The sequence below is a fragment of the Saccharibacter sp. 17.LH.SD genome (genome assembly GCF_009834805.1).
In the GTDB taxonomy this organism is placed as follows: domain Bacteria; phylum Pseudomonadota; class Alphaproteobacteria; order Acetobacterales; family Acetobacteraceae; genus Saccharibacter.
Genome location: NZ_WVHO01000010.1, coordinates 300,737 through 314,250, shown reverse-complemented (window position 1 = coordinate 314,250; position 13,514 = coordinate 300,737). Strand labels below are relative to the sequence as shown.

Genomic DNA, 13,514 nt, shown 5'->3' with positions numbered 1-13,514 from the left:
ATGAGTGATTTTTTGAACATTCAGGGCCTCAAGGCACAAATTGATGCTGATGGCACCCCGAAGGAAATTCTTAAAGGGGTGGATTTGGTGCTCCCTAAAGGGGAAGTGCACGCTATTATGGGGCCGAATGGCTCAGGGAAATCCACCTTGTCTTACACGCTTGCCGGGCGTGAAGATTATGAAGTGACAGGCGGGACCGCGACCTTTAAAGGGCGAGATCTCCTTGCTTTAGAGCCGGAAGAGCGTGCGGCTTTGGGAATTTTCTTGGCTTTTCAAGCGCCTATAGAGCTCCCAGGTGTTAATAACGCCAACTTTTTGCGCACGGCTGTGAATGCTATCCGGCGTGCGCGCGGTGAAGAAGAGCTGGATGCTGTCAGTTTTTTGAAACGGACACGAGAAGAGACGGCACGTCTTTCCATGTCCAATGAGATGTTAAAGCGCGCCGTGAATGTAGGCTTCTCTGGTGGTGAGAAAAAGCGGAATGAGGTGCTGCAAATGCGCCTCCTCGACCCATCTTTGGCCATCTTAGATGAAACCGATAGTGGGCTTGATATTGATGCTTTGCGGATTGTCGCAGAAGGGGTCAACTCGCTGCGTAGTCCTGATTTCTCAGCGCTGATTATTACCCATCACCAGCGTTTGTTGGATTATATTGTTCCTGATCGTGTGCATGTTATGGCACATGGGCGCATCATCCATAGTGGTGGTCCGGAAACGGCAAAGCAGTTGGAAGCGAAGGGCTATAAACAGTTTCTTGAGGCGGCAGCGTGAGTGAACAAAATGTACGCGCCTGGGCAGCTTGGAAGGAACGGGCTGGGGTTCAGGCGCATTTCCTCGGCGATCAAGGTTTACCAACACGGCGCATAGAAGCGTGGCATTACACGCCATTGCAGTCTCTTGGGAAGACGGCATGGGGAGATCCAACATCTCTCTCCGATGACAAGATTCAAGCCTATTTGGATGGCTTAGATCTTCCTGCTTCGCAGGGACGCGTGGTATTTGCTAATGGCGTAAGGGTGTCTTCCTTCTCTTCGTTACCAAAAGAGATTGTGGATGAAGGGAAGCCAATCCAAGCAGGGCAGGAAACTCCTGCGCTTATCGGGCGTTTTTCCGCTGGGCTTAACGCCGCTTTGCGTAAGGAAGGTTTGCATATTCGCGTTCCAGCTGGTGTTCATGCTGGGTTGCTGACGCTGGTAAGCTTCTCTGAAGGGAAGGATGTATCCATTCATCTGCGTCATCGCATTGTGTTGGAGGAGGGGGCTTCTTTAACGCTCTTGGATGTGCAAGGCGGGTATGGGCATTATCTTTCTAATCCGCAAATTGAGGTCGTTTGTGCCAAAGGGGCTCATTTACGGCATGTGAAGCATCAGCGAGAGAGCAAAGAGGCCGCACATCTTGGCATTGTTGCCGCCGATGTGGCGGAGCGTGGCAATTACAACAGTTTCACCTTGAACCAGGGGAGTGTGCTGGCCCGTCACGAAGTGGTGACAACTCTTCAAGAGAAGCATGCGCATACGAATGTGAATGGAGTTCAGTTGTTAGACGGTGCACGTCTGAACGACTTAACGTCCATGATTCATCATGCAGCGCCAGAATGTACCTCTCGCCAAACGGTGCGGACGGTTTTGTCGGATAGTGCTCAAGGTGTTTTTCAGGGTAAGATTTTGGTTGATCAGATTGCTCAGAAAACTGATGGCTATCAGATGAATCAGGCGCTTCTTTTATCTGAAAAAGCACAGATGAATAGCAAGCCAGAGCTTGAGATTTACGCCGATGATGTAAAGTGCAGTCATGGTGCGACTGTCGGTGCCTTAGATGAAGAGCAGCTTTTTTATCTTCAATCACGTGGCGTCCCAGGGGATCAAGCACGGGATATTCTCGTAAGAGCCTTCCTCCGTGAGGCGTTTGAGATGCTGGATGATGAAGAGCTGCAAAATTATCTGTTGAGGAATGTTCCAGGTCATGACTGATACAGTGCGTGCTCGCTTCCCCATTTTGTCTGAACATGTACATGGGAAACCGTTGGTTTTTCTTGATAGCGCAGCATCAGCGCAGAAGCCTGATTGCGTTATTGATATTATGGGTGAAGCTGCACGACATTGTTATGCGAATATCCATCGCGGGCTTTATGCGATGAGTGAGCGCACGACGGCGGCCTATGAGAGTGTGCGCCACGATGTCGCACGTTTCATTAATGCGCCTGATGCTCATGAGGTGGTGTTTACGCGCAATAGCACGGAAGGACTGAACCTTCTGGCTCACACGCTGGGCAATAGTCTCAAGCCAGGTCAGGCCGTTGTGATCTCCGAATTGGAGCATCACGCTAATATCGTGCCATGGTTGCTGTTGCGTGACCGTATTGGGATTGAGTTGCGGGTTGCCCCCATTCACGATAATGGGGATTTGGATATAGAGGCGTATGAGCGTCTGCTTTCTGATGGGAAGGTCGCGCTTGTTTCCGTGACACATATGTCGAATGTGTTAGGGACGATCACGCCCGCTCAAAAGTTAGCGTCTCTTGCTCATCACTATGGTGCGAAGATTATTTTCGATGCCTCACAGTCCATTGTACATCGCCGAGTTGATGTGCAGGCTATTGGGGCAGATTTTATTGTTTTTACAGGGCATAAACTCTACGGCCCAACAGGCGTAGGAGTTTTGTGGGGACGTAAAGCCTTTCTAGAAGAGCTTCCTCCTTTTCTGGGCGGGGGTGAAATGATCCGCTCCGTATCATTTGAAAAAGCGACGTGGGCAGATGTGCCTCATCGTTTTGAAGCTGGGACGCCACCTATCTTAGAAGTCATTGGTCTAGGTGAGGCGATCCGTTTTGTGGAAAGTCTTGGCGCGCAGACTATTGAAGCTCACGAACAAGAACTTACCTCTTATACGAGGGCACGTTTAGAGGCCATTAAGGGGTTGCGTATTTTAGGGGATCCAGCAGAGCGAGGTGGAGTTTTTTCCTTCCTTTTAGATGGAGCGCATCCGCACGATTTGGCTGTGTTACTCGACAGGCAAGGTATTGCGGTACGTGCAGGGCAACATTGTGCGGAGCCTCTTCTAACGCGCTTGGGGCTGTCTTCAACGACGCGGGCGAGCATAGGTATTTATACGACATGTCACGAGATTGATGCGTTGGCTGAAGGGCTAGAACGCGCACGGGCATTACTTACGTGAGGGAAATATGACCATTTCTGATGTTCATGAAAAAGGTGAGGGCGTTACACCAACACCTGAAGAGGCGGAACCGTTAGCGATTCCTGCTTCTGCAGCGTTTCCAGACGGTGAGGAAGTGCTTGTCCCCCCACCTATTGATGCGCCGCCCACTCAGGAAGAGGTTATTGCGGCACTGGAGACAGTTTATGATCCTGAAATTCCCGTCAATGTTTATGAACTTGGTTTGATCTATGCGATTGACCTGCACGATGATGGGCGTGTTGAGATTGAGATGTCTCTGACGGCTCCTAATTGCCCAAGTGCGCAGGAACTCCCACAGATGGTTCGCTATGCTGTTCTTTCCGTTGCGACGGTTAAGAAGGTGAAGGTGAACGTTGTGTGGGATCCACCATGGGATATGAGCCGGATGAGCGATGGTGCACGTCTCGCTCTCAATATGTTCTGAGATCGTATGAGTATGATGAAAGAGGGTTCTAATATGGCTGAAATGAAACCGTCTCGCGCTCTGCCTCCCTTATTGACCATGACCGATCGTGCGGCGGAGCGTCTAAAGGCCCTCTATGCAGGAGCGCAGCACGGGAAGTTGCTTCGCATTAGTGTTGGGAAACGCGGGTGTTCAGGTTTGTCTTACGAGATGGATTTCGTAGATCAGCCAATGCCGGGTGATGAACGCGTGAATGACCAAGGGCTTGTTTTGCTTGTTGACCAAAAAGCAACGCTTTTTCTGATCGGAACCGTGATGGATTACGCGGTTAAAGATCTAGAATCGGGCTTTACTTTTACAAATCCGAACGAAAAAGGGCGTTGCGGGTGTGGTGAAAGCTTTCACGTTTAACGGCGATGCGTGTCCCGTGTGGGAAGCGAGGAGAGGTTACTCTTCTCGCTTTTTTTTTGCCTTACGAAGGCGTTTTGCATCGCGTGATAGGGCGATAACGGCCTCAACTTCACCAGACCATAAGAATTGATCAATCACGTGCCACCCGAAAATCTCATAACCTGCCTTCTTCAATAGAGTAAGGTCTTTGGTCAGGGCTGTTGGATTGCAGCTGACATAGATTATATCCCGGCAGTCCGATTGTGCGAGGGGGGAAATTTGCTTCCCTGCGCCGTTATATGGGGGGTCAAGAACAACCACACGCGCATTTTTGAGGTCATGTGGAAGAAGGGGTTGGCGGTTGAGGTCGCGCGTAAACCCTTCGGCACGGGTCCCATGAGTTGCACTATTGAGGGCCTTAATAGCATCTGCATTACCCTCGAAGGCTTTAACCTGTCCTTTCTCAGCCATTGGAAATGTAATAGTGCCGCAGCCTGCGTAAAGTTCGACGATACGATCTTTACGATTAAGCGTTGGAAGTTTTTTTAGAACGGCATTTACAATAGCCTGCTCTGAATCACGTGTTGCCTGTAGGAAAGAAGCAGGGGGTGGAGAGACACGTTTTTCACCAAAATGATGATAAACAGGGCTCCATTGCACGACAGTTTCTACATTTGCCGTTGCGCTAGGGCGCCATGTGATACGTGGAATAGCCTGGTTTTTAGCGAAATCAGCGAGTTTACCTCGGTCGGAACTGGAGAGTGTGCCAGGAATTTCAAGTGTAAGGTCAGGGCCGCTGTCAAAGAGGTTAATCGCGAGAGCGCCTCGGCCTGTGAGTGCTCCTAATGACCCCAAAACCTCACGAAGGGGAGGTAAAAGCCCCATTATTTGAGGATGAAGCACCGTGCATTCCGTCATGTCAACGGGATCACCTTGGCGGCGATGCAGTCCTAGGACAACAGAGCCAGGAACGCGTTGTATCGCTAAGTCGACACGCTGGCGATGGGCCGGTTGGGCCTGAAATGTTTCCGGAGAAGGAAGAGAGGAAAAACCCGCATTCTCTAACGCATGACGAACACGCGAGACCTTCCATTCCAAAACGGCAGGCAATGCCATGTGTTGCATTGCGCAACCGCCACATTCACCAAAGAGAGAACAAGGCGGCACCACTCTCACGGGCGACGTCACTTCGTGTTTCAAAAGGTCCGTCTGTTCTCCGTTTAGACGAAGCACAACATGTTCACCAGGGAGAGCGCCTGGAATATAGACAACACGCCCCTGATAACGGATAAAACCATCACCTGAATGGCCGAGGCCTTCTACTGGAAGGCGGTGATGTAGCGGCGAAGTGGCTTCCATGCTTAATCGTTACGAGGGGTAGGGCGGAAGGAAACCTTCATAAAAGCTGGAACATTCTCCCCAAACCCATGCTGCATATCGTCCTTCTCTGGAACAGGAGGCAAGAGGCCATGATGTTTGTTGCGTGAAGAACGGTCTTCCTCACGTGAAGGACGGTCTGAAGACTTATTATGCCGGGCTTGTTTAGGGGCGCGTTGCCGAGGCTCATGTTCCTTTTTCCCACGAGGGGTTGAGGGATCGGGCGGCGTCTCGTTATCGTCACTGCGCCATTCTAAGGATGGGAATCCCTCTATTGTCCCACGTTCAATTGTCTTCTTTGTGAGTTTCTCAATGGCTTCTAAAAGGGGACGCTCATCAGGTGTTGCTAAACTGAAAGCGTGTCCCTCTTTTCCCGCGCGTCCAGTACGGCCGATGCGATGTACGTAATCTTCCGCGTTGAAAGAGAGGTCATAGTTAAAGACATATGAAAGCCCTCCAATGTCGATACCGCGTGCCGCAACATCGGAGCATACGAGGATTTTTAGGTCTCCAGAACGGAAACGTTCCAGCGTTGAAAAACGCAAAGATTGCGTTAGGTCTCCGTGGAGATGACCAGCCGAGAGATGTTTGCGGGCAAGGTAGGATTGCAGCATATCGACATCGCGTTTGCGATTGCAAAAGACGATGGCATTATCAACATCCTGATTTTGAACCAAGGAGAGCAATGCCTCAGGTTTTTTGTCTTTTTCAACTAAGAAAAGACGTTCTGTGATGGTGCTGGCAACAGAAGATTGGCGCGAAACAGTTATTTCGCGCGGAGAAGAAAGGAACTTATCGGCCAAGCGACGGATCTCTGGTGCCATTGTGGCAGAGAAAAATAATGTCTGATGATGCCAAGGCAGCAAGCTTACGATTCGCTCAATATCAGGGATGAAGCCCATATCAAGCATGCGGTCGGCTTCATCAATAACCAACAAGTCTGTTTGAGTGAGTAGCAACCCACCACGATCAAAAAGATCAATCAAACGGCCAGGTGTTGCGATGAGCACATCAACGCCTTGATTGAGCTTCTCGCGCTGCTCATTCATGCTTTCTCCACCAATAAGGAGGGCATGGTTTAGGCGAAGATATTTACCATATTTTTCAAAATTATCAGCGACTTGGAGAGCAAGTTCACGTGTTGGCTCAAGAATGAGCGAACGCGGCATACGCGCACGACCACGTGATTTAGATAATTTCTCTAAAAGAGGTAGGGTAAAAGATGCTGTTTTTCCTGTCCCCGTTTGGGCAACACCCAAGACATCCCACCCGCCCAGAATTTCAGGAATGGCACGTTCCTGGATAGGGGTTGGGTGCGTATAGCCCATCTCATCAATGGCGCGCAGGATCGGGGCAGAAAGATTCAAGCTCTGGAAAGACAGCGTATTTTCCTGTTTCGCGGGAGAGGGCGCTTCGTCTTTTTTAGCAGTGTTCGAAGAAACATGGGTGTCCGGCAGGGCGATGCGTTCTTCTTGTGCATCGCTTACAGTTGCCGCTGGCAATGCAGAGGATTTTTCTTCTTCAGCTTTAGAAAGCTTTTTACGGGTCACACGGCGCCGAGGCTTTGCTGGAACGGGCATTTCTTCGGAAGACACGGTTTCCGAAGCGGGTAACTCAACCTTTTTGGCAGCAGCAGGCTTTCTGCCACGACGTTTCGGCTTTGCAACAGAATCTTCGGCCCCTGCACTGGGCATCAGTTCAGCTTCCGGAGATGTTGCTTCGTTTGCTGCACTTGTTTTGCGTTTACGTTTTGTGACGGCAGGTTCCGAGTCGTCTTGCGTTGAGACAGAGACACGCTTGCGTGTTCTGGTCGTTTTCGCGACGGGTGCGTCCTCAGTATTAATGGGGGCCGCCACGGAATCATCAGTCTTTTTTGAGGTTGCCGTGCGCCGACGTGTTGTTTTACGAACTTTTGGAGCAGCATTATCGTCAGACGCCACAACATCTTCAGGCGGAAGATCGCCATGCTCGGGAGAATAATGTGTCTGCTTACGAGACGTGGACGCCTTCCGTGTGCGAGACGTTGCGCCATTGCGGGATGTTGACGAACTGGATGCTGTCTTGGTGCTCAAATGACTCTCGAAACACTAATAGTAAGGGGATGCCGGCCTATGCCGATAACACAGAGCCGACATATAACACTACAGAAACGACGTATAAGGTCGTATCCATTTACCGTACACTTCCCGTTATAGTCAAATTCCCTGGAAGGCAAGCTAAAGACGATAATTAGTTAATATGCGCGTCTTAAAAAAACCCTCTCAAAAGCTATGGCTGAGAGCGCCTGCAATGATGGCGATAACACCAAAAAGCGCCATAAGGGCTGTTCGTGTGTGAAGGGAGGCAAAAGTTTGTGGTTGTGGCCGGATAGCGCGTCGTGCTGTGCGGAGAGGGCCAAGGATCATTGACGCGAAGATGGCGGACATGACAATGCCGCAGAAGGCCATGAGATGATAAGGCCATGGCAAATGAAAGCCCATTTTTACGAAGAGGGCGATTCCTGTGACGAACGCTGTCGGGATAACATGCCACAAAGCGCGCAAGTAGCGGCTATAGGATTGCAATAAAACAATGGTGGTTTGTGCGGGCTCGAGTAACCGAGTGGCACGACGGAGTTGCAAACAGTAGAGTGCTCCACCGACCCAATAGGCGATACAGAGTAAGTGTAACGCAAGGATCAGACTCCATATAACAGAACTGAACATGGGTTCCTCAAAGGGTTATATTTGTCGATATCTTTGCCACTTATAGAGGGAAGATCGCCTTATGTCTCACTCTGATCACGTTTCTTTATCGCCATATGCCTTGCTAACTCCTCAAGAGACGCGGGTTATGGATGAAAAAGCGAAAAATTCTCTGAAAGATTTGATGGCTTATGCGGGGTTGATGGTGGCGCGCCTGATTCGTCAGCATTTTCGGCCATGTCGTGTCGTGGTGGCGTGTGGGCCGGGGAATAATGGTGGAGATGGTTATGTGGCAGCACGCCATTTGCAGGCTTGGGGCTGGCCCGTTGCTGTCGCGGCACTAGCACGGCCACGTGAGGGCTCTTTGGCTGAGCAGGCTGCACAGCAATGGACGGGGCCCATTGTGCCCTTTACCTCAGAGGAAGCACAACGTGCTGGGTTAGTGGTGGATGCTGTGTTTGGGGCAGGGATGTCGCGCGATCTTCCTCAAGAGGTAGAAGTATTTTTAAGCGCGTCCTCCCATATTGTTGCGATTGATTTGCCATCCGGGTTGCACGGCGAGACCGGGGAAATGATGGGGGATGTGGCTCCGTGCGAGATGACGATTGCGTTCGTGAGGCGCCGTCCTGCGCATTTATTACACCCTGGTGCGGCGTTGTGTGGGCAGAGTATCTGTGTGGACATCACCATGCCAACGTCATCTTTAGAAGCGGTTCAGCCGCGTTATTGGGAAAATAATCCGGGTTTATGGAAGCTTCCGACGCAACATTCCCAAGACCATAAATATTCGCGTGGTGTTGTGAGCCTTTGTGGTGGGGCCACGATGCCAGGTGCGGCTCTTTTGTCTGCTGAGGCGGCGCGCCGTGTAGGGGCGGGTCTTGTGAGAATGACAGTGGCACAGCAGGCAGAAAATTTTTATCGAATCGCCGCACCAGGTGTAATTATCGAATCGCTAGAAGGCGTGGCCATACTGGATGATGCACGGCGTCATGTATGGGTTTGTGGTCCCGGTTTGACGCCGGATGAGGTAGGGTGTGTGCTCCCGATGCTCCTGAAGGGGCAGCGTCATGTGGTGGGTGATGCTGGGGCTCTTGGTTGGGCTGTCGGGGATCCAGATCGCTTGAAGGGGGTGAGTGTCATAACGCCTCACTTGGGAGAATTTACGCGACTCTTTGGGCAGCCTAAGAAAGATCGTGTGGCTTCTGTCCGTGCTGTGGCTCATAGGCTGAATAGCGTCGTTGTGCTGAAGGGCGCTGATACCTTGATTGTGGCGCCTGATGGACGGGTTGTGATCAATCGCCACGCCTCCGCTGCATTAGCAACGGCAGGCTCTGGAGATGTTTTGAGTGGTGTCATTGCGACATTTATCGCTGCTGGGATGGATGCTTTTATGGCGAGCTGTGCCGGCGTTTGGGTTCACGGAGAAGCTGGATATCAGGCGGCTACGGAGCGAGGGGGGTGGCCAATTGCTGAGGATTTGGTGTCTGTTCTAGGAAAAGCACGGGAAATGGCCGAAAAGTGAGTGTCAAAATGCCTTTAATAAAGAGGAAAAACTCTGACTTAAGGAAAAAAACCTCTTTTGAAGAGAGAGAGGCACTTGTCGTGGAAGCGATCATGCGCTAAATCCCCCTTCACCGAGGTTTGGCGGATAACAAGCCATCCCTAGGGAGATATAAGGCCGTTTGGTTTATGCGGGCGTGGTGGAATTGGTAGACACGCCAGATTTAGGTTCTGGTGGCGAAAGTCGTGGGGGTTCAAGTCCCTCCGCCCGTACCAAGGCAATCTCCTAAAACGATGAATTTCTAACCATTCCGACCGAGAGGATCGCCTGGCTCATGCAGGTTACGCCCACGCTCAACGAAGGTCTTAAGCGTTCCTTCACTGTTGTTGTTCCGTCTGCTGACCTGCAGGCTCGTTGTGACGCTCGTTTAGCAGAAGTTGCACGTGATGTTCGTCTTCCGGGTTTTCGTCCTGGTAAAGTGCCTGCAAGTGTCGTGCGTCAGCGTTATGGCCAATCCGTTCGGGCTGAAGCGATGGAAAAGCTGGTTCAAGAAAGCGTGGATAAGCTGCTGACTGAACAGAATATCCGTCCAGCTGGTCAGCCAACGGTCAACCTCGTTTCAGCGGCTGAGGATGGTAAGGATCTCGAATTCACTCTCGAGATGGAAATCCTGCCAGAGATCGAAATCCCAGATATGTCAGGATTGAAGCTGACGCGTTTGGTCAGCAAGGTTGCTGATGACGTCGTTGAGAAGGCTTTGGCTGATGTGGCACGTCGTAACCGTACGTTTGAGACGATTGAAGAAGATCGTCCAGCGGCTCAGGGTGACGTTCTGGCAGTTGATTTCGTTGGTAAGATCAATGGTGAGGCCTTTGATGGTGGCTCCGCCGAAGATGTAAATGTTGAAATCGGTGGTGAAGGTTTTATCCCAGGCTTCTCTGAGCAGATGGAAGGGATGAAGGTTGGTGATGAGCGTACCATCGCCGTGACATTCCCTGCTGATTACCAGGCTGCTGAGTTTGCTGGTAAGGAAGCAACATTTGATCTGAAGGCAAAAGCTCTTAAAAGAGCTGTTGATCCAGCGATCGATGATGAGCTTGCGAAGTCTTTGGGATTAGAGAACTTAGAGCAAGTTCGTAAGATCATCAGCGAGCAAGCTGAGGGTGAATATACGCAGCTCTCCCGTATGCGTATTAAACGTGATTTGCTCGACGCTTTGGCTGAGAAAATTAATTTTGAAGCGCCTGAAAATATGGTTAACGCAGAGTTTAACCAGATCTGGGCGCGTATTGAAGAAGAGCGTAAGGCTGATCGTCTTGATGAGAAAGACTCGGCTAAGGATGAAGAAACCCTTCGTCAGGAATACCGCAAGATTGCGGAACGCCGTGTAAAATTAGGGTTACTTCTCTCGGAGATTGGTCGCAAGCAAGAGATCCAGGTTTCTCGTGAAGAGTTGATGGGTGCTATGCAGCAGGAAGCACGTCGCTATCCTGGCCAAGAGCAGATGGTTTTTGAGTATTTCACCAAAAACCCACAAGCCATTGAGAGCCTGCGTGGACCTCTTCTTGAGAACAAAGTTGTCGATTATTTGATTGAATTGGCAGAAGTTACCGAGAAGGAAGTGACTCCCGAGGAATTGGCTGATATGCCTGAGGCAGCGGACTGAGCATAGGCGTAGGGGGTGTCGGGCATCTGGCACCCTTTTCTGCCGTTTTTGCCCGGTCCCCTTTGACGAACGACATTTCCTGCCCCATCTCTGAGGGAATTAGAGTCTATCCCCTGATAGTGAGATGAGGGGAGGCATAGAGGAAAAGAGATTATGGCCATTGGGGACCGCAACCCTTTTGAAGTTTTTGACAGCACTCTCGTGCCGACGGTTGTTGAGCAGACATCTCGGGGTGAGCGTGCGTTTGACATTTATTCCCGTCTTCTCCAGGAACGCATCATTTTTCTAACAGGCCCTGTTTATGATCAGGTGTCGTCGTTGGTGTGCGCACAGCTTTTATATTTAGAAAGCGTTAATCCTGACAAAGAAATTTCGTTCTATATCAATAGCCCCGGAGGCGTCGTTTCCGCCGGTTTGGCGATGTATGATACGATGCAGTATATTCGGTCACCGGTGAGCACGGTTTGTATCGGACAGGCCGCATCGATGGGATCGTTGTTGCTAGCGGCAGGGGAGCCAGGACGCCGTTTCTGTTTGCCGAATGCCCGTGTTATGGTCCACCAGCCTTCTGGTGGGGCGCAAGGGCAGGCTTCCGATATTGAAATTCAGGCGCGTGAAATTTTGCAAATCCGTAGCCGCCTTAATGAGATTTATCGTGAGCATACAGGCCGTACGCTGCAAGAGATTGAAGAAACCCTGGAGCGGGATCGCTATCTATCAGCCCATGAAGCGCGCGATTTTGGGTTGGTTGATGAGGTTGTTCTTCGTCACCCAGCTGAGAAATAACACGGACGGATATTCGTTTTTTGTAATTTGGATGCGTCTGAACTTGCCTGTGATTGACTAATAGATTGCAGGGTAAGAGGAACTGTGATGAGCGAGAAAGATAGCGACTCCAAGAACACCCTTTATTGTTCGTTTTGCGGGAAGTCTCAGCACGAAGTACGTAAGCTGATCGCGGGTCCGACCGTTTTTATCTGTGATGAATGCGTGGAGCTGTGTGCAGATATTATTCGCGAAGAGCGTAGTACGAATTCATCTCAAAAGCGTGGGGGGCTCCCAACCCCACGTGAGATCTGTGCTATTTTGGATGAATATGTTATCGGCCAGGCTGAGGCCAAGAAGATCCTCTCTGTAGCGGTCCATAATCATTACCGTCGACTAAGCCATATCGAGAAGCATGATAGCGACATTGAGATTGGTAAGTCGAACATCATGATGATTGGTCCGACAGGAACGGGTAAGACGTTTTTGGCACAGACGCTCGCCCGTATCTTGGATGTTCCCTTTACCATTGCGGATGCGACGACGCTTACAGAAGCAGGCTACGTTGGTGAGGATGTAGAGAATATCATCCTCAAGCTTCTGCAAGCAGCGGATCATAATGTCGAGCGTGCGCAGCGGGGTATTGTCTATATTGATGAGATTGATAAAATTTCTCGTAAGGCTGAGAACCCTTCCATTACGCGTGATGTTTCCGGTGAGGGTGTTCAGCAAGCTCTGCTGAAAATGATGGAAGGGACGATTGCGTCTGTGCCTCCACAGGGAGGGCGTAAACATCCGCAGCAAGAAATGCAGCAAGTTGATACAACCAATATGCTGTTCATTTGTGGCGGGGCTTTTGCCGGGCTGGATAAAGTCATCAGTGCGCGAGGCAAAGGGAAGGCTATTGGCTTTGGTGCTGATGTTCGTTCAGAAGATACTCGCCAGCTAGGTGAAATTCTGACGGATGTTGAACCCGAAGATTTGATGAAATACGGCCTTATTCCAGAGTTCATCGGGCGTCTTCCCGTTATTGCAACGCTGGAAGGCTTGGATGAGGCTGCCCTTGTTCGCATTCTCAGTGAGCCACGCAATGCGTTGGTGAAGCAATATGTGCGTCTGTTCCAGATGAATAATGTCGAGCTTGTTTTTACGGATGATGCTCTTCAAGCCATTGCGAAACGGGCGATTGAGCGCAAAACCGGAGCACGCGGCTTGCGTTCTATTTTGGAAAAGATTTTAATGGAGGCGATGTTTGATCTTCCCGGGAGAACTGATGTTGAAAAGGTGATTGTGAACCGCGATGTGGCAGAAGATAGGGCAAAGCCTGCTTATGTCTATCGCCAGGAAGAATCGCCCGTGACTGAGACGTCTTCTTAACGATTGTAAAAGGAGATCTGTTCTATGAGTCTCTCATAGGGCAGGTATTGTTCAACGTGTCGGTGCGCACCACATTAGGTGTAAGGTAAAACAGAGCCCGCCCTTTTTGTGCCCATTGATGGGGCAAGGGGGCGGTTGATCGTCCTTGGTGGAGAT

General features: G+C 50.6%; 12 protein-coding genes and 1 tRNA gene. 10 read left to right on the top strand and 3 right to left on the bottom strand.

Features of this window, described 5'->3' with window-relative positions; translation table 11 throughout:
* The 5 genes from sufC to GS501_RS06035 are packed head-to-tail and all read left to right on the top strand — an operon-like array spanning nt 1 to nt 4,009.
* Nucleotides 1–771, top strand: a complete 771-nt coding sequence (gene sufC, locus GS501_RS06055) for a Fe-S cluster assembly ATPase SufC (protein ID WP_160830964.1) — start codon at nt 1–3, stop codon at nt 769–771.
* Nucleotides 768–1,970 carry a Fe-S cluster assembly protein SufD gene (sufD, locus tag GS501_RS06050; RefSeq protein ID WP_160830963.1) on the top strand — a complete coding sequence of 401 codons (1,203 nt, stop codon included), beginning with the start codon at nt 768–770 and terminating at the stop codon, nt 1,968–1,970. The genes sufC and sufD overlap by 4 nt, the downstream gene beginning before the upstream one ends.
* The gene (locus GS501_RS06045) at nt 1,963–3,174 is read left to right on the top strand and encodes an aminotransferase class V-fold PLP-dependent enzyme (protein WP_160830962.1); all 1,212 of its coding nucleotides are present in this window, start codon (nt 1,963–1,965) and stop codon (nt 3,172–3,174) included. Before sufD ends, GS501_RS06045 begins: the two co-directional genes overlap by 8 nt.
* Nucleotides 3,175–3,181: 7 nt before the next feature.
* On the top strand, nt 3,182–3,619 hold the full coding sequence (locus GS501_RS06040; protein WP_160830961.1) for an SUF system Fe-S cluster assembly protein: 438 nt from the start codon (nt 3,182–3,184) through the stop codon (nt 3,617–3,619).
* 33 nt (nt 3,620–3,652) lie between these two features.
* A complete protein-coding gene (locus GS501_RS06035) occupies nt 3,653–4,009 on the top strand; it encodes an iron-sulfur cluster assembly accessory protein (protein ID WP_160830960.1) in 357 nt (118 codons plus the stop codon).
* Between the two features lie 36 nt (nt 4,010–4,045).
* On the opposite strand, the gene GS501_RS06030 is transcribed toward GS501_RS06035, so the two are convergent.
* From GS501_RS06030 to GS501_RS06020, 3 genes are all read right to left on the bottom strand, one after another.
* The gene (locus tag GS501_RS06030) at nt 4,046–5,347 is read right to left on the bottom strand and encodes a class I SAM-dependent RNA methyltransferase (protein ID WP_160830959.1); all 1,302 of its coding nucleotides are present in this window, start codon (nt 5,345–5,347) and stop codon (nt 4,046–4,048) included.
* 2 nt (nt 5,348–5,349) lie between these two features.
* On the bottom strand, nt 5,350–6,945 hold the full coding sequence (locus GS501_RS06025) for a DEAD/DEAH box helicase (RefSeq protein ID WP_408906236.1): 1,596 nt from the start codon (nt 6,943–6,945) through the stop codon (nt 5,350–5,352).
* Between the two features lie 681 nt (nt 6,946–7,626).
* On the bottom strand, nt 7,627–8,070 hold the full coding sequence (locus GS501_RS06020) for a hypothetical protein (RefSeq protein ID WP_160830958.1): 444 nt from the start codon (nt 8,068–8,070) through the stop codon (nt 7,627–7,629).
* Between the two features lie 61 nt (nt 8,071–8,131).
* Here GS501_RS06020 and GS501_RS06015 point away from each other — a divergent pair, with 61 nt between their 5' ends.
* The 5 genes from GS501_RS06015 to clpX all read left to right on the top strand — a co-directional run bounded on the left by GS501_RS06015 (nt 8,132) and on the right by clpX (nt 13,358).
* Nucleotides 8,132–9,571, top strand: a complete 1,440-nt coding sequence (locus tag GS501_RS06015) for an NAD(P)H-hydrate dehydratase (protein WP_160830957.1) — start codon at nt 8,132–8,134, stop codon at nt 9,569–9,571.
* Nucleotides 9,572–9,740: 169 nt separating this feature from the next.
* Nucleotides 9,741–9,825: transfer RNA gene (locus GS501_RS06010), tRNA-Leu, on the top strand.
* Between the two features lie 59 nt (nt 9,826–9,884).
* Nucleotides 9,885–11,216 (top strand): trigger factor, encoded by a 1,332-nt coding sequence (gene tig, locus GS501_RS06005; RefSeq protein ID WP_160830956.1) that lies wholly within the window; start codon nt 9,885–9,887, stop codon nt 11,214–11,216.
* Between the two features lie 153 nt (nt 11,217–11,369).
* Nucleotides 11,370–12,002 carry an ATP-dependent Clp protease proteolytic subunit gene (locus GS501_RS06000; protein ID WP_160830955.1) on the top strand — a complete coding sequence of 211 codons (633 nt, stop codon included), beginning with the start codon at nt 11,370–11,372 and terminating at the stop codon, nt 12,000–12,002.
* 87 nt (nt 12,003–12,089) lie between these two features.
* A complete protein-coding gene (gene clpX, locus GS501_RS05995; protein ID WP_160830954.1) occupies nt 12,090–13,358 on the top strand; it encodes an ATP-dependent Clp protease ATP-binding subunit ClpX in 1,269 nt (422 codons plus the stop codon).
* Nucleotides 13,359–13,514: the final 156 nt, after the last annotated feature.